The 13,862-nt window shown below is 66.2% G+C and carries 18 protein-coding genes and 1 pseudogene; 9 read left to right on the top strand and 10 right to left on the bottom strand.

The annotated features are described in order from the left end of the window. Position 1: 1 nt before the first annotated feature. Both AC1ZV1_RS28895 and AC1ZV1_RS28890 read right to left on the bottom strand, forming a co-directional pair. Positions 2-805, bottom strand: a complete 804-nt coding sequence (locus AC1ZV1_RS28895) for a redoxin family protein (RefSeq protein ID WP_484294756.1) — start codon at positions 803-805, stop codon at positions 2-4. 82 nt (positions 806-887) lie between these two features. Then, positions 888-2,336, bottom strand: coding sequence for an aminotransferase-like domain-containing protein (locus AC1ZV1_RS28890; RefSeq protein WP_484294755.1), 1,449 nt, complete (start codon positions 2,334-2,336; stop codon positions 888-890). Positions 2,337-2,518: 182 nt separating this feature from the next. Between AC1ZV1_RS28890 and AC1ZV1_RS28885 the strand changes: the two genes are divergently transcribed. Continuing rightward, a complete protein-coding gene (locus AC1ZV1_RS28885) occupies positions 2,519-2,749 on the top strand; it encodes a DUF1127 domain-containing protein (RefSeq protein ID WP_484294754.1) in 231 nt (76 codons plus the stop codon). Positions 2,750-2,776: 27 nt separating this feature from the next. Next, positions 2,777-3,265 carry a RidA family protein gene (locus AC1ZV1_RS28880; protein ID WP_484294753.1) on the top strand — a complete coding sequence of 163 codons (489 nt, stop codon included), beginning with the start codon at positions 2,777-2,779 and terminating at the stop codon, positions 3,263-3,265. On the opposite strand, the gene AC1ZV1_RS28875 is transcribed toward AC1ZV1_RS28880, so the two are convergent. Beyond that, positions 3,262-4,752 (bottom strand): YifB family Mg chelatase-like AAA ATPase, encoded by a 1,491-nt coding sequence (locus AC1ZV1_RS28875; RefSeq protein ID WP_484294752.1) that lies wholly within the window; start codon positions 4,750-4,752, stop codon positions 3,262-3,264. The genes AC1ZV1_RS28880 and AC1ZV1_RS28875 overlap by 4 nt on opposite strands. Before the next feature lie 39 nt (positions 4,753-4,791). After that, positions 4,792-5,073, bottom strand: a complete 282-nt coding sequence (locus AC1ZV1_RS28870; RefSeq protein ID WP_484294751.1) for an accessory factor UbiK family protein — start codon at positions 5,071-5,073, stop codon at positions 4,792-4,794. Positions 5,074-5,476: 403 nt separating this feature from the next. Between AC1ZV1_RS28870 and glnK the strand changes: the two genes are divergently transcribed. The 4 genes from glnK (at position 5,477) to sutA (ending at position 8,135) form a co-directional block, all read left to right on the top strand. Further along, entirely contained in the window at positions 5,477-5,815 is a 339-nt protein-coding gene (glnK, locus tag AC1ZV1_RS28865; RefSeq protein ID WP_003457590.1) for a P-II family nitrogen regulator, read from the top strand. A gap of 41 nt (positions 5,816-5,856) precedes the next feature. After that, entirely contained in the window at positions 5,857-7,191 is a 1,335-nt protein-coding gene (locus AC1ZV1_RS28860) for an ammonium transporter (protein ID WP_484294750.1), read from the top strand. Positions 7,192-7,298: 107 nt separating this feature from the next. Further along, positions 7,299-7,724: a secondary thiamine-phosphate synthase enzyme YjbQ gene (locus AC1ZV1_RS28855; RefSeq protein WP_484294749.1), complete on the top strand. Its 426-nt coding sequence runs from the start codon at positions 7,299-7,301 to the stop codon at positions 7,722-7,724. A 78-nt stretch (positions 7,725-7,802) separates the two neighbouring features. Beyond that, the gene (sutA, locus tag AC1ZV1_RS28850; protein WP_484294748.1) at positions 7,803-8,135 is read left to right on the top strand and encodes a transcriptional regulator SutA; all 333 of its coding nucleotides are present in this window, start codon (positions 7,803-7,805) and stop codon (positions 8,133-8,135) included. 136 nt (positions 8,136-8,271) lie between these two features. On the opposite strand, the gene AC1ZV1_RS28845 is transcribed toward sutA, so the two are convergent. From AC1ZV1_RS28845 to lptM, 6 genes and pseudogenes are all read right to left on the bottom strand, one after another. After that, the gene (locus AC1ZV1_RS28845; RefSeq protein ID WP_484294747.1) at positions 8,272-8,964 is read right to left on the bottom strand and encodes an HAD family hydrolase; all 693 of its coding nucleotides are present in this window, start codon (positions 8,962-8,964) and stop codon (positions 8,272-8,274) included. Then, the gene (gene xerC, locus AC1ZV1_RS28840; protein WP_484294746.1) at positions 8,961-9,866 is read right to left on the bottom strand and encodes a tyrosine recombinase XerC; all 906 of its coding nucleotides are present in this window, start codon (positions 9,864-9,866) and stop codon (positions 8,961-8,963) included. Before xerC ends, AC1ZV1_RS28845 begins: the two co-directional genes overlap by 4 nt. Before the next feature lie 39 nt (positions 9,867-9,905). After that, positions 9,906-10,607 carry a DUF484 family protein gene (locus tag AC1ZV1_RS28835; protein ID WP_024762098.1) on the bottom strand — a complete coding sequence of 234 codons (702 nt, stop codon included), beginning with the start codon at positions 10,605-10,607 and terminating at the stop codon, positions 9,906-9,908. A gap of 156 nt (positions 10,608-10,763) precedes the next feature. Further along, positions 10,764-11,594, bottom strand: coding sequence for a diaminopimelate epimerase (dapF, locus tag AC1ZV1_RS28830; RefSeq protein WP_484294745.1), 831 nt, complete (start codon positions 11,592-11,594; stop codon positions 10,764-10,766). 13 nt (positions 11,595-11,607) lie between these two features. Next, a pseudogene (locus AC1ZV1_RS28825) lies at positions 11,608-11,793 on the bottom strand (diaminopimelate decarboxylase); the annotation flags it as partial. 137 nt (positions 11,794-11,930) lie between these two features. After that, positions 11,931-12,071: an LPS translocon maturation chaperone LptM gene (gene lptM / locus AC1ZV1_RS28820; protein ID WP_081515193.1), complete on the bottom strand. Its 141-nt coding sequence runs from the start codon at positions 12,069-12,071 to the stop codon at positions 11,931-11,933. 128 nt (positions 12,072-12,199) lie between these two features. Here lptM and AC1ZV1_RS28815 point away from each other — a divergent pair, with 128 nt between their 5' ends. The 3 genes from AC1ZV1_RS28815 to AC1ZV1_RS28805 are packed head-to-tail and all read left to right on the top strand — an operon-like array spanning position 12,200 to position 13,777. Next, positions 12,200-13,261, top strand: a complete 1,062-nt coding sequence (locus AC1ZV1_RS28815) for an AraC family transcriptional regulator (RefSeq protein WP_484294744.1) — start codon at positions 12,200-12,202, stop codon at positions 13,259-13,261. Beyond that, positions 13,258-13,593, top strand: a complete 336-nt coding sequence (gene cyaY, locus AC1ZV1_RS28810; protein WP_484294743.1) for an iron donor protein CyaY — start codon at positions 13,258-13,260, stop codon at positions 13,591-13,593. Before AC1ZV1_RS28815 ends, cyaY begins: the two co-directional genes overlap by 4 nt. Then, the gene (locus AC1ZV1_RS28805; RefSeq protein ID WP_484294742.1) at positions 13,571-13,777 is read left to right on the top strand and encodes a DUF1289 domain-containing protein; all 207 of its coding nucleotides are present in this window, start codon (positions 13,571-13,573) and stop codon (positions 13,775-13,777) included. Before cyaY ends, AC1ZV1_RS28805 begins: the two co-directional genes overlap by 23 nt. The last annotated feature ends 85 nt before the right edge of the window (positions 13,778-13,862 follow it).

The raw sequence follows: 13,862 nt of genomic DNA, 5'->3' as shown, positions 1-13,862 counted from the left end.
GTCAGTCCTTGAGCTGGCCCAGCCCGTACTCCAGGCTGGCGGCCGACAGCTCGCCCATCTGGCTGTGCTTCAGGCGGCCGTGGGCGTCGTAGAACAGTGTGGTGGGCATGCCGTAGGAACCGGTGGCCTGGCCGAGGCGGTTGCCGCTGTCGAGCAGCACTGCCGTGTCGCTCAGGCCCTGGTCGCGCAGGAAGCGCTGCACGGCTTCGGCATTCTCGCCCTGGTTGACCAGCAGGAAGCGTACGTCGCTGCGTTGCTTCTGCGCGGCCTCCAGCACCGGCATTTCACGCCGGCACGGCGGGCACCAGGTAGCCCAGAGGTTGACCACCATGGGTCGGCCATCCAGTGCGCGCAGGTCCACGGCACTGCCGCGCAGGTCCATCACCGTGAGTTCGGGAATCTGCTGGCTGCGGTCCAGCGCCGAGGTCACGGCCTTGCCGCCACCCCACAGGCACACGCCAACCACTGCGGCGACCGCCAGCGGGCGGCGCAGCTCCGTTCTGCGCCAGGCCAGCACTGCGCCGATCAGTGCGGCGGCGATCACGCCCGGTAACCCAAGAAAGCCGCCGTCGCGGATATCCACGATGCTCAGCGGTGTCGCTGCGTACTGCTCGACGTAGCGCGCAACGAAGGCCAGTCGCGCCACCAGCAGACCGCCGAGGAGCATGGCGAACAGCGCGCCTTCGGGATTGGCGCCGCGTTTTCGCCCGGCCAGCCAGCCGGCCAGCAGGGCGCCGAAGAAGCCGAGGTAAAGCAGCACGTGGGGGAGGGGAATGGCCAGCGAGCCAAGGGTGAGACTGGTCAAGACGGGTGCCTGGCAAAAGGAAACCAAGGTACAGCAGGGCGCTGCCGCGCGGCAGCGCCGGGCTGTGGATAAATGTTTCGCGTCAGGCCGGCAGCGGCTCGGCCTGCTGCTCGCGCAACTCGGCGGTCAGCCGCCGGGCGCAGGCACCGACCTTGCGCACGGCGTCTTCGATCACCGGCAGCTCGCGGTTGGAGTAGTTCATGCGGATGCAATTGCGGTACTTGCCCGAGGCCGAAAAGATGTTGCCCGCCGCCACCTGCACGTTGTCGCGCCGCAGCTCCTGGTTCAGCCGCACGCTGTCGAACAGCGGGTCGAACTCGACCCAGAGCATGAAGCCTCCACGCGGCCGGGTGACCCGCGCCCCTTCGGGGAAGTAGCGGCCGACCCATTCGGTCATCAGGTCGCGGTGGCGCTGGTACTGCGCGCGCATGCGGCGGATGTGCGGCTCGTAGTGGCCGCCACCGACGAACTCGGCCAGCGCCATCTGCGGTTGCGGCGCGCAGGTGCCGCTGGCGATGTACTTGAAGTGGAGGATGCGGTCCAGGTACCGCCCCGGCACTACCCAGCCGGTGCGCAGGCCGGGTGCCACGGTCTTGGAGAACGAGCTGGCCAGCAGCACGCGGTCGTCGGTGTCGAAGGACTTGATGCTGCGCGGGCGCGGATAGGCGTAGGCCAGTTCGCCGTAGACGTCGTCCTCGAGGATCGGCACGTCGTAGCGCGCAGCGAGGGTCAGCAGGGCGCGCTTGCGGGCGTCGGGCATGATGTAGCCCAGCGGATTGTTGCAGTTGGGCGTGAGCAGGATCAGCTTAACCGGCCACTGTTCCATGGCCAGTTCCAGCGCTTCCAGGCTGATGCCATTGCTGGGATCGGTGGGAATTTCCAGCGCCTTCAGGCCGTACGCCTTGAGCGCCTGCATGGCGCCGTGGAAGCTCGGCGAGTCGATGGCGATGATGTCGCCCGGCTCGCAGATGGCGCGCAGGGTAATGGCCAGCGCCTCCTGGCAGCCGGTGGTGATGACGATCTCGCTGGGCGGCACCTGGCAGCCGGAGTCGAGCATCAGGCGCGCGATCTGTTCGCGCAGTGGCAGCGAACCCTGGATGCCCTCGTAGCCCAGGCTCTGCAGGTCAGTCCGCCGCGCGGCGTGCACCATCGCCCGCTGCAGTGGCTTGAGCGAAGGGCTGGCGATGTCCGGTGTGCCGCGCCCGAGCTGGACGAAATCACCGCCCGGCGCGCGGCGCACCTGTTCCAGCACCTGATCCCACTGCGAGACCTCCACCGGCCGTTGCGCCGGGCGGGTCATGGCCGGCATCGGCGGCAGCTCGCGGCGCTCCGGCACGAAGTAGCCGGACTTCGGCCGGGGCTCCACCAGCCCGGAATCCTCCAGCACGCGGTAGGCCTGCTGCACGGTGCTGATGCTGACGCCGTGCTCCTCGCTCAGCGCGCGTACCGAGGGCAGGCGGTCCCCTGGGCGGTACAGGCCCTGTTCGATGCGTTCGCCGAGGGTGGCGGCCAACTGCGCGTAGCGTTTCATGACAGATCTCCCGTGCCGGGCTGATTCGGCGTGATGCAGTACAGATAGGGAGAAAATACGCCATTCAGACGGATTTGGTTGACCTCTGTATGGAAAAAACTTCGTTCCGTTGAATCTGTAATGATTTCTCCCGATTCGCCACGCTAGTTCCGCGTGTGAGGAAACCGTTGGAGTAGCGACGAATGAACGGCCTGAGCGATGTGCGCCTGACCCTTTACCAACAGGAACTGCTGGAGATGCCCGGCGTGCGAGAAGCCCCGCGCGGCATTCAGGAGAGCCGCTGGCAGCAGTTCTGGCGCCGGGTGCGCACCCGCAAGCAACTGCTCGAGCTCAGCGACGCGCAGCTGCGCGACATCGGCATCAGCCGCGAGCAGGCCAAGCTGGAAGCGATGCGGCCGTTCTGGCGTTGCTGATCAGACATCGATCAACGGGGAGTATTCATGAGCGAGACGCGCGCTGCGGCGTTCGAACGGATTGCCGCCGAACTCGGCTATGACTTCAGCGGTGAAATGAAGATCGGCGGCAACTATGTGCCTTTCCTTATCGACGGCAACCAGGTGCACCTGAGTGGGCAGATTCCACGGGTGGGCGATGTGGTGGTCGTCACTGGCCGAGCGGGCAGCGAGGTGTCGCTGGCTGACGCCCAACTGGCGGCGAAGGTCTGCGTGATGCGGGCGTTGGCGCTGCTGTGGCAGGCATTGGGCGACCTCGATCACGTGCGCAAGGTGCTGCAGCTCAACGTGTTCGTGCAGTCGGCGGAGCATTTCACGCAGCAGAGCGAAGTGGCCGACGGCGCTTCGGCCGTGCTGTACGACGTGCTGGGGACCGCCGGCGTACACACGCGCACATCGGTCGGCGTTTACCAGTTGCCGAAGAACGCGACGGTCGAGCTGAACCTCCTCGCCGTGGCGCAGGACCGGCCCGGCTAGTGCCCCGCTCGGTACTGCAACGCTTCGGCCAGGTGGGGGCGGGCGATAGCGTCCGCCTGCTGCAGGTCAGCGAGGGTACGCGCGACCTTGAGAATCCGGTGCAGGGCACGCAGTGACAGGTTCAGGCGCTCGCCGGCCTTTTCCAGCCAGGCCTGGTCTTCCGGAGTCAGTGCACAATATTGGTGCATCTTCTTCAGCGTCAGAAAGGCGTTCGCGCACCCCTGGCGCGTGAGCTGGCGCTGGCGGGCGGCGGCGACCTGCGTGGCCAGCTCGGCGCTGCCGGTGCTCGGTCCGCAGGGGGCGAGGCTGGTGCTTTCGCGGCTGACGGTGAGGTGCAGGTCGATGCGGTCCAACAGCGGCCCGGACAGCTTGGCGCGGTAGCGCTGGACCTGCTCCGGCGAGCAGCGGCAACGGCCGCTCGGGTCACCCAGGTAGCCACAGGGGCAGGGGTTCATCGCGGCGACCAGTTGGAATCGCGCGGGAAAGCGTACGCGGCCATTGGCGCGGGCGATGACGATTTCGCCGCCCTCGAGTGGCTCGCGCAAGACCTCCAGAACCTTTCGATCGAATTCCGGTAGTTCATCCAGGAACAGCACCCCTTCGTGCGCCAGAGTGATTTCTCCGGGTTGCGGGCGGCTGCCACCACCGACCAACGCCGGTGCGGAGGCGGTGTGGTGCGGCTGGCGGAACGGGCGCTGTGGCCAGTGGGTCAGCGGCCCGCGCCCGGCGACGGAATGGATCGCGGCCACCTGCAGCGCCTCGTTTTCATCCAACGGCGGCATCAGGCCGGGCAGGCGGCTGGCGAGCAGCGTCTTGCCGGTGCCGGGAGGCCCGCTGAACAGCAGGTTGTGCGCGCCGGCGGCGGCGACGAGCAGGGCGCGCTTGGCGGCGGTCTGGCCCTGTACTTCGGCGAGATCGGGATAGGGCGGTGTGGCACGCAACAGGCCATTGGCCTCGTAGGGGCGCAGGCGTTCCTGACCACTGAAGTGCGCGACCAGCTCCAGCAGGTGGCCGACCGCATAGACGGTCAGGCCGCTGGCCAGGCTCGCTTCTTCGGCGTTCTCCATCGGCACCACCAGGGCGCGCCCGGCAGCGCGGGCGGCGAGGGCGGCGGGCAGGACGCCAGGGACCGGCCGCAACGTGCCGGAAAGCGCCAGTTCGCCGAGGCATTCGAGTCCATCGAGCCCGGCGGCATCGGCCAACTGGCCGCTGGCGGCGAGGATGCCCAGGGCGATGGCCAGGTCGAAACGCCCGCCGTCCTTGGGCAAGTCGGCCGGGGCGAGATTGAGCGTAATTCGTCTGCTGGGGAAGTCGAAGCCGGCGTTGAGCAGGGCGCTGCGGACGCGGTCCTTGCTTTCTTTTACGGCACCTTCGGGCAGACCGACCAGGGTCAGCGACGGCAGGCCGTTGGCGAGGTGCGCCTCGACGGTGACGCCGGGCGCTTCCACGCCGACCTGGGCACGGCTATGGACGATGGCGAGGGACATGGATCACTCCTGGATCGCATGCCGCCCGCCAGGCGGAACCTACTGCTCGGAGGCGGGGGCGGCGGTGTCGGCGGGCGAGAGCTTGGCTTCCATCTCCGCGACCTTGGCTTCCAGCGCCTCGAGGCGGGCGCGGGTGCGGGCGAGCACGACCATCTGGCTGTCGAATTCGTCGCGGCTGACCAGGTCGAGCTTGCTGAAGGCGCTCTGCATCAGAACCTTGAACTGGGCTTCCAGCTCGGCCTTCGGCAGGGGCGATTCGCCACCGAACAGGCGTCCGGCTTGTTGGCTGATGGCATCGAGGAAGGCTTTGGGCGGCAGCATGGTTCATGGGTTCCGGATTGAATCAGAGCGCAGTCTATCACGCAGCCAGCACTGGCTGCGGCGCTTGGGGTTGCACGCTTTTTGAGCAGTGTGCCCGCTTGCCGTGCGCGCTTTCGGTGCGCCAGCGGCGCGCTGGCGAATCGCCAGAAAACCCGGTTTCAGGCCAAGTGCCTGATGCGACGGGGATTTCCACGAACTGGCAAGCTTCATGCTTTGGGGCTGATATGGCGTGCACCGATGCAGTTCCGGTGCGGCAGGCGAGGCGGTGGATCGCTTCGATCACGGCAGTCGGAGTGCTGAGGTAGGGCGGCCGGCGCATTACAAAAGCCAGACACTGCGCTTAGACTTGTCTCCGGGTTCGTTCTTCCTGGGGCGGGTCCACCAAAACACGGGAGAGAGTTACATGAAGCTAGTCACAGCCATCATCAAGCCGTTCAAGCTGGACGACGTTCGTGAGTCGCTGTCCGAGATCGGCGTGCAGGGCATCACTGTGACCGAAGTCAAAGGCTTCGGCCGGCAGAAGGGACACACCGAGCTGTACCGTGGCGCGGAGTACGTTGTCGATTTCCTGCCGAAGGTGAAGATCGACGTCGCCATCGCCGATGACCAGCTGGATCGTGTTATCGAAGCCATCACCAAGGCCGCCAACACCGGGAAGATCGGTGACGGCAAGATCTTTGTCGTAAATCTGGAACAGGCCATTCGTATCCGTACCGGCGAAACCGGCACCGACGCGATCTAAGCCAAGCCCACACCGAACCCCACGCCCCAGGAGAAACAACAATGACTCTGCGCAAATACGCAGGGCTAGGTGCCCTATTGCCCCTCGCAATGCCCGGTCTGGCCTTGGCCGACGAGGCTGCGGCCCCCGTCCTGAACAGCGGTGACACCGCCTGGATGCTGATTTCCAGTGCCCTGGTGCTGCTGATGACCATCCCCGGCCTGGCGCTGTTCTACGGCGGCATGGTGCGTGCCAAGAACGTCCTGTCGATCATGATGCAGTGCTTCGCGATTACCGCACTGATCAGCATCCTCTGGGTTGTCTACGGCTACAGCCTGGCCTTCGATACCGTCGGCATGGAAAAGGGCGTGATCAACTTCGCCTCCTTCGTCGGCGGCCTCGACAAGGCCTTCCTCAGCGGCCTGACCTCCAGCGGTCTGACGTCCGCCGCCGCGCTGTTCCCGGAAAGCATCTTCGTGATGTTCCAGATGACCTTCGCGATCATCACCCCGGCCCTGATCGTCGGCGCCTTCGCCGAGCGCATGAAGTTCTCCGCCATGCTGATCTTCACCGCGCTGTGGTTCACCCTGGTCTACGCACCGATCGCCCACATGGTCTGGAGCGGTGACGGCGGCCTGCTGTGGGACTGGGGCGTGCTGGACTTCGCCGGTGGCACCGTGGTGCACATCAACGCCGGTATCGCTGGCCTGGTGGCGTGCATCGTGCTGGGCAAGCGCAAGGGCTATCCGACCGCAGCCATGGCTCCGCACAACCTGGGTTACACCCTGATCGGCGCCGCCCTGCTTTGGGTAGGCTGGTTCGGCTTCAACGCCGGCTCCGCGGCGGCTGCCAACGGCACTGCCGGCATGGCCATGCTGGTTACCCAGATCGCCACCGCTGCCGCTGCCCTGGGCTGGATGTTCGCCGAGTGGATCACCCACGGTAAGCCGAGCGCCCTGGGCATCGCTTCCGGTGTGGTGGCCGGCCTGGTCGCCATCACCCCGGCTGCCGGTACCTGCGGCCCGATGGGTGCCATCGTGATCGGCCTGGCTGCCGGCGTGATCTGCTTCTTCGCCGCCACCAGCCTCAAACGTGCCGTTGGCTACGACGACTCCCTGGACGCCTTCGGCGTGCATGCGGTCGGCGGTATCGTCGGCGCCCTGCTCACCGGCGTGTTCGCAGCACCGGCCCTGGGCGGCTTCGGCACCGTGACCGATATCGGCGCGCAGCTGTTCACCCAGTTCAAGGGCGTGGCCTTCACCATCGTCTACACCGGTATCGTCAGCTTCGTGATCCTCAAGGTCCTGGACCTGGTCATGGGCCTGCGGGTCACCGAGGAAGAGGAAACCGTAGGTCTGGACCTCTCCCTGCACAACGAGCGCGGCTACAACCTGTAAGGGTTCGTGCAAGTTCGACGAAGGGCGCCCTCGGGCGCCCTTTGTTTTTTTTGGCAGCACGCTAGAATGCGCGCGCATCACCGTTAGCGACGGAAGGATTGCCCGCCATGTGGCAGCAGAAGACCATCACCCTGCGCCCTCGCCCGCGAGGTTTCCACCTGGTCACCGACGAGATCCTGGCCGCGCTGCCGGAGCTGTCGGCGTGCCGGATCGGCCTGCTGCACCTGCTGCTGCAGCACACTTCCGCCTCGCTGACGGTCAACGAGAATGCCGATCCCTCAGTGCGCCGCGATTTCGAGCGATTCTTCGATCGCCTGGTGCCTCAGGGGGAGAGCGGCTATGAACATGACTACGAAGGTCCGGATGACCTTCCGGCGCATTTCAAGTCGAGCCTGCTGGGCTGTCAGCTGACGCTGCCGATACAGAAGGGAGGCTTGGCAATGGGCACCTGGCAGGGTATCTATCTGGGCGAGCATCGCGACCACGGCGGCCCGCGCAGAGTCGTGGCGACCTGGCAGGGCGAGCTTATATGAATTTTTTCCGGCGGCGTTCGTCAAAGCGCGCAGCTGGGCTATAACTAACGTGCTTTGCAGCACCACAGAGGTTGAACAATGAGCGACGAAGAACTGGAACAGGACGAGCTGGACGGCGCTGACGAGGATGATGGCGAGGAGCTCGCCGCAGCTGACGACAGCGACGCCGAAGCAGACAGCGGCGATGGGGATGAAGCCCCTTCTTCCAAGGGCGGTGGCAAGAAAGCCAAGGCCGCAGCCGAAGAAGAGGAACTGCCCTCGGTCGAAGCCAAGCAGAAGGATCGTGACGCACTGGCCCGTGCGATGGAGGAGTTCCTCAATCGTGGCGGCAAGGTGCAGGAGATCGAGCCGAACGTCGTGGCCGACCCGCCCAAGAAGCCGGATAGCAAATACGGCAGCCGCCCTATCTGATATCTGACGCGATACGAAGAGCCCCGCCGCTCCGTGAGGTGCGGCGGGGCTTTTTCATGTCCGATCGTTGCGCGGCTTCAACGCTTTCCGATGAGCATCCTGCAGCAGCGCGCGCTGCTGCAACGGATCGTCGACGTCAGAGCCTGGACAGGACACCCGGCAACTCGGCCAGGTTGTGGATGATCGCGCTGGGCGCTTCTTCGCCCTCCCACGCCTTGCGCGTCGGGTTGAACCAGATCGCCTTCATGCCCGCGCGGCGCGCGCCTGCAATGTCATCGCTGGGATGATCGCCGATGTGCACGGCGTTTTCCGCTGCCACGCCGCCACGCTTGAGCGCTTCCCGGAAGGGGTGCGGGTCGGGCTTGCCGACACCCAGCTCTTCCGCGCAGAGGGCGAACTGGAAATAGTCGGCCAACCCCAGGCGGCGAACATCGGCATTGCCGTTGGTGAGCACGCCGAGGATGAAGCGGTTGGCCAGTTGCTCCAGGGTCGGATGCACCTCGGGGAACAACGCCACCTGGTGCCGCGCATGGAGGAAGGTCTGGAAGCCGGCCTCGGCGAGGTCGCTGGCCTCGGGCTGTGGATAACCGGCGTCGAGCAGAGCGTGGAACAGGATGCGCCGGCGCAGTTCGCTCAGGCGGTGGCGAAGCATCGGGTCCTGCTCCATCAGCCGCGAGCGAATCGCCCACAGGTGTTCGATGGGCACCGGGCCCAACTGCGTGGCATTCACTGCCAGCCAGTCGCGCAGGGTCGCCTCCGCGCTGTTCATCACCGGGGCGACGTCCCACAGCGTGTCATCGAGGTCGAAGGTGACCAGACGGATACTCATTCTTCTGCTCCGGGTTTACGGCGTGCCCGTGGGTGCGCCTGGTCGTAGACCGAGGCGAGGTGTTGGAAGTCCAGGTGGGTGTAAATCTGCGTGGTGGCGATGTCGGCGTGGCCGAGCAGCTCCTGTACCGCGCGCAGGTCCTGGGACGACTCCAGCATATGGCTGGCGAAGGAGTGCCGCAGCATGTGCGGATGCAGGTGCTGACCCAGTTCGCGCACGCCGGCTTCGCGCACGCGCAGCTGGATGGCGCGGGGCGTCAGGCGCTTGCCGCTGCGGCCGATGAACACGGCGTTGTCCTGCGGCGAGACCAGGGCACGCAGCGGCAGCCAGGCTTCGATGGCCTGGCGCGCAGCGCGGCCAACCGGCAATTCGCGCACCTTGTTGCCCTTGCCGTGCACGCGTACCAGGCCCTCCTTGAGGTCGAGCCACTCCAGGTCGAGGCCGACCAGTTCGGAGAGGCGCAGGCCCGAGGAATAGAACAGCTCCAGCAACGCCTGGTCGCGGCGGGCGATGAAGTCGTCCTCGACACCGCCGTCGAGCAATTGCGCGGTGCGGTCGGTATCCAGCGTGCGTGGCAGCTTGCGCGCACCCTTGGGTGCGGACAGGCCGTCGGCAGGGTTGTGCCGGCAGCGGCCTTCGCGGATCAGGTACTGGTACAGGCCGCGGGTAGCCGACAGCAGGCGCGCCAGGCTGCGGCTGGAGAGACCTTGCTGGTGCAGGCGGGCGACGAACAGGCGCAGGTCGCGTACCTGCAGCGCAGGCCATTCGTGGAACGAGGACGTTTCGCAGAGTGCGGCGAGGCGCATCAGGTCGCGGCGGTAGCCGTCGAGGGTATGGACGGACACCTGGCGTTCGCTGCGCAGGTGTTCCAGGTAGGCATCCAGATCGGCTTCGAGCGACAAGCGATCAGCTCCCAGCGGTAACGGCCCGGGCTGCCGGAATCAGCGTACCGAGCGCAGGGGGGTGGAGAAGCGCGGCAGGGTCCGTGCAAGGACTTCGGCGACGTAGCCCAGGAACAGGGTGCCCAGCGAGCTCTTGTAGTGCTGCGGGTCGGGGCTGCCGATCGCCAGTACGCCGTGCAGGCCCTGGAAGGTCAGCGGCACCACGGCGGCGGAGCCGACCTGCTCGCGTTCGCTTTCGCAGAACAGGAAGGCCAGTTCGTGGGGGCGCAGCACGCCGCAGACGGTCTTGCCGCCCGACAGCAGGCCGCCAATGGCCTGGTGTGCCTCGGCGCTGCTCACCGAGCGGCCCACCGGGAGGTTGTTGTCGCTGAACAGGATCAGGCTGACGTAGGGCACGAGGAATTCGTGGCGCAGACTGTCTTCGACGGTGCTGACGATTTCCTCGAGGCTGGTGGCGTCGAGCAGGTCGAGCACCAGGCGGCGGGTCTTGTCGAACAGGCGGTCATTGTCGCGGGCCACATCCATCAGTTGTGACAGCCGATGGCGCATCTCGATGTTGCGCTCGCGCAGCAGGCGCACCTGGCGCTCCACCAGCGACACGGCATCGCCCGGCTGGTGCGGAATGCGCATCTCCGGGATCAGCTCGTCATGATCGACGAAGAATTCAGGGTGCCGGCGAAGATAGTCGGCGACCTGTTCGGCTTCGAGCGTAACGGTGGGGTCCTGGGGAATATCGGTCATAAGCGTCCCGGTTCAGCGCCTGTCCAATGTCTGCCTGCGCGTTGCTCATACGGCGTTGGAATCAGGCTCAAAATGCTCATCTACTCTGCGTAAACTGCGCTTTCTCGCCTGTTCCCGCCTTGTTTGAGCTACGCTCGGCAAGACCTTGAACAGGCTTTATAGACGTACCTGGCCTTCGAACACCCGCACCGCGGGCCCGGTCATCATAACGGGCTGACCCGGTCCTGCCCACTCGATGGACAACCGTCCGCCGGGAAGGTCGATCTGCACCGGCGATTGCAGCCAACCCTGGCGGATGCCAGCGACCGCGGCGGCGCAGGCGCCGGTGCCGCAGGCCAGCGTCTCGCCGGCGCCGCGTTCCCAGACGCGCAGGCGTACCTGGTGCGGATTGACGATCTGCAGGAAGCCGATGTTGGCCTTCTGCGGGAAGCTTTCGTGGATCTCGAGTTTAGGCCCCAGGGTACGCACCGGTGCGCTGTCCACGTCATCCACGCGCAGCACGCCGTGTGGGTTGCCCATGGAAATGGCTGCCAGTTCGTACTGCTGGCCATCCACTTCGATCGGGTAGCTCAGCGCTTCGGCGTCGGCCTGGAACGGCACCTGCTCGGGTTGCAGACGCGGCGGGCCCATATCCACGGTGACCTGGCCATCGTTGGTGAGGGTCAGTTCGAGCATGCCGCCCTTGGTTTCCACGCGGATGGTCTTCTTCGCGGTCAGGCGCTTGTCGACCACGAAGCGGGCGAAGCAGCGCGCGCCATTGCCGCACTGTTCGACCTCGGTGCCGTCGCAGTTGAAGATGCGGTAGCGGAAATCCGCGTCCGGGGTGCCTGGTGGCTCTACGATCAGCAACTGATCGAAACCGACCCCGAAATTGCGGTCGCCCCACTGTTTCACATGGCGTGGTTGCACATGAGCGTGCTGGCTGACCAGGTCCAGGACCATGAAGTCATTGCCCAGCCCATGCATCTTGGTAAAGCGCAGAAGCATCGTCGTCTCGGCCTCAGTCCGGCAGCAGGCTTTCGCCGGCGAACAGCTCGTGTCGTGTCTCGCGGCGACGCAACGCCTGCGTGGCTGAGCCATCCGCCAGCACCTCAGCGGCGCGGCACCGGGTGTTGTAGTTGGAATTCATGACGAAACCATAGGCGCCGGCCGAGCGGACGGCCAGCAGGTCACCTTCTTCCGGAGCGGGGCTGTGCGGCCGGGCGGAGCAGTCGCCCCTTGCGGAGGCCGGCGTGCCGACGCGTGCGGCGACCGGCGGATACGGCGCGGCCCCCGCGAACAGCTGCCCGTCGCGGACGTTGAAGGCGTCCATGGGAAACGCCCTCAGAGACCGTAGCGGTCCTTGCTGTGTTCGCTCTTGGCCTTCTGGTCGTCCGGCAGGTACAGCGGGCCTTTCTGGCCGCAGCCGGCCAGCGCGGCAGTGAAGACGGCGAGCGCGACGAAGGGAAGCAGCAGTCGCTTCATGGCGGAATCCTTGTAATAAAGCGTCAATGGGTCCGGAGTATACCGACCCCCCGCCGGCTTGCCTATTCAAGCGGACTCCCGCCCGGCGGGCCTTCCGGGTAGGATGCCGGGAAAAAACGGAAAGCCCCATGGACTATCGCGATCCCCTGCCCAGTTCGGTGTCGGTGGCCTACCTGCAGGGCCTCGTGGAGCACCTGCAGCGCCAGGGCGTGGAGCCGGCGCAGTTGCTGGCGACGGTGCACCTGGAACCGTCGATCCTCGCTCAGCGTGATCAGCGCATCGCTGCCAGCGCGTACCTGGAGCTGGTCGGTGCCGGCGTGCGCCTGAGCGGTGACGACAACCTCGGCTTGCACCTGGGCGAGGCGGTGCGCCCCGGTTACTACGGTGTGCTGGGTTACCTGATCATGAGCTGCGCGACGCTCTCCGACGCCCTGCATCGCCAGGCACGCTATGCCTCGCTGGTGGGGAATCTCGGTCGCGTCGAGTTGGCCGACGAGCCGCCGCGCGCGGGGTGCGAGGCGCTGGTGAAGCACAGCTGGGAGCCGCTGCTGCCGCAACAGCAACGGCAGATGAGCGAGGAGACGCTGGCCGGTTGGGTCAGCTTCGGCCATTGGGTCAGCGGCGTGGACGAGCCGCCGTTCGAAGTGCGCTTCAGCCACAGCGCCCCGGCGGACATCCGCGAGCACGAACGCATCTTCCGCTGCCCGGTGCTGTTCGATCAGTCCGACAACGCCCTGGTCTTCCCCAGGCGTCTGCTGGCGCTGCCGCTCGGCCAGGCCGACGCTCAGGTGCAACGCACCCTGGACGCCTACGCCGAGCGCCTGCTGGTGGAAATCAACAGGGGCGACACCGTGCTCGACCGCGCGCGCCTGGAGCTGGCGCGCCAGTTGCCGGAGCAGGGTGCTGACCTGGAACGCCTGTCGCAGACACTGGCGCTGAGTCCGCGCACGCTGCAGCGCCGGCTGCGCGACACCGGCCTGTCGTTCAGCCAGTTGGTGGATGAAACCCGCCAGCAACTGGTGCTGCACTACCTGCGCGACCCGGCGCTGGATACCGCCGACATCGCCTACCTGCTGGGCTTCAGCGAGGCCGGCTCGCTCGCCCGCGCATTCCGTCGCTGGACGGGGCAGAGTCTGGGCGAATACCGGCGTAAACTGGTGCCTTTGACTGATCCCGAGGACGATGCATGAGCACTTTGAGCGAAGCCCGCTTCCATGACCTGGTGGACGCCGTACAGGTAACGGTGGAGGACGCCTTCGACGACAGCGACCTGGACGTGGACCTGGAGAACTCCAGCGGCGTGCTGACCGTGCGCTTCGAGAACGGCACCCAACTGATCCTCAGCCGCCAGCCGGCGCTGCGCCAGCTGTGGGTGGCGGCGCGCTCCGGCGGCTTCCACTTCGACTATGACGAATCCGGCTCGCTGTGGATCTGCGACAGCACCCGTGAACCGCTGGGTGAACTGCTCAACCGCGCCACGCTGGAACAGGCAGGTGAGGATGTCGACTTCCCCGGCATCTGACCCGCCGGCGAGCGTCGCCTCGCCCTGCTGCCGGCGCTGCTGCCTGGACGATGCGGACATCTGCGTCGGCTGCGGGCGCACGCTGGAGGAGATCCTGGAGTGGAACGAAGCTGACGGCGAGCGGCGCCTGGCGATCCTGGCGGACTGCGAAAAGCGCCGAAACAACCACTGTCCGAAGTGGTGACCGCTCGGTGTTGCTTATTTTCTGTGCTGTGTTAGTGTCCGGGAAAACCCCGCCTTAGGGCGGGGTTTTTCTTTTTTCGGATTTC

It is taken from the genome of Pseudomonas sp. BB438 (assembly GCF_057180225.1).
Note: the sequence above shows the minus strand (reverse complement) of the source record. Positions and strands in the feature narration are given on the sequence as shown.

Excerpts from the sequence above, each read along its gene's own strand:
- AC1ZV1_RS28870 (WP_484294751.1), bottom strand. The coding sequence starts at position 5,073 with ATGCTGCCGCCCAAAGCCTTCCTCGATGCCATCAGCCAACAAGCCGGA.
- glnK (WP_003457590.1), top strand. The coding sequence starts at position 5,477 with ATGAAGCTAGTCACAGCCATCATCAAGCCGTTCAAGCTGGACGACGTT.
- AC1ZV1_RS28890 (WP_484294755.1), bottom strand. The coding sequence starts at position 2,336 with ATGAAACGCTACGCGCAGTTGGCCGCCACCCTCGGCGAACGCATCGAA.
- lptM (WP_081515193.1), bottom strand. The coding sequence starts at position 12,071 with ATGAAGCGACTGCTGCTTCCCTTCGTCGCGCTCGCCGTCTTCACTGCC.
- sutA (WP_484294748.1), top strand. The coding sequence starts at position 7,803 with ATGAGCGACGAAGAACTGGAACAGGACGAGCTGGACGGCGCTGACGAG.
- AC1ZV1_RS28815 (WP_484294744.1), top strand. The coding sequence starts at position 12,200 with ATGGACTATCGCGATCCCCTGCCCAGTTCGGTGTCGGTGGCCTACCTG.
- AC1ZV1_RS28845 (WP_484294747.1), bottom strand. The coding sequence starts at position 8,964 with ATGAGTATCCGTCTGGTCACCTTCGACCTCGATGACACGCTGTGGGAC.
- AC1ZV1_RS28855 (WP_484294749.1), top strand. The coding sequence starts at position 7,299 with ATGTGGCAGCAGAAGACCATCACCCTGCGCCCTCGCCCGCGAGGTTTC.
- AC1ZV1_RS28885 (WP_484294754.1), top strand. The coding sequence starts at position 2,519 with ATGAACGGCCTGAGCGATGTGCGCCTGACCCTTTACCAACAGGAACTG.
- AC1ZV1_RS28805 (WP_484294742.1), top strand. The coding sequence starts at position 13,571 with ATGTCGACTTCCCCGGCATCTGACCCGCCGGCGAGCGTCGCCTCGCCC.
- AC1ZV1_RS28835 (WP_024762098.1), bottom strand. The coding sequence starts at position 10,607 with ATGACCGATATTCCCCAGGACCCCACCGTTACGCTCGAAGCCGAACAG.
- AC1ZV1_RS28860 (WP_484294750.1), top strand. The coding sequence starts at position 5,857 with ATGACTCTGCGCAAATACGCAGGGCTAGGTGCCCTATTGCCCCTCGCA.
- AC1ZV1_RS28880 (WP_484294753.1), top strand. The coding sequence starts at position 2,777 with ATGAGCGAGACGCGCGCTGCGGCGTTCGAACGGATTGCCGCCGAACTC.
- AC1ZV1_RS28875 (WP_484294752.1), bottom strand. The coding sequence starts at position 4,752 with ATGTCCCTCGCCATCGTCCATAGCCGTGCCCAGGTCGGCGTGGAAGCG.
- cyaY (WP_484294743.1), top strand. The coding sequence starts at position 13,258 with ATGAGCACTTTGAGCGAAGCCCGCTTCCATGACCTGGTGGACGCCGTA.
- dapF (WP_484294745.1), bottom strand. The coding sequence starts at position 11,594 with ATGCTTCTGCGCTTTACCAAGATGCATGGGCTGGGCAATGACTTCATG.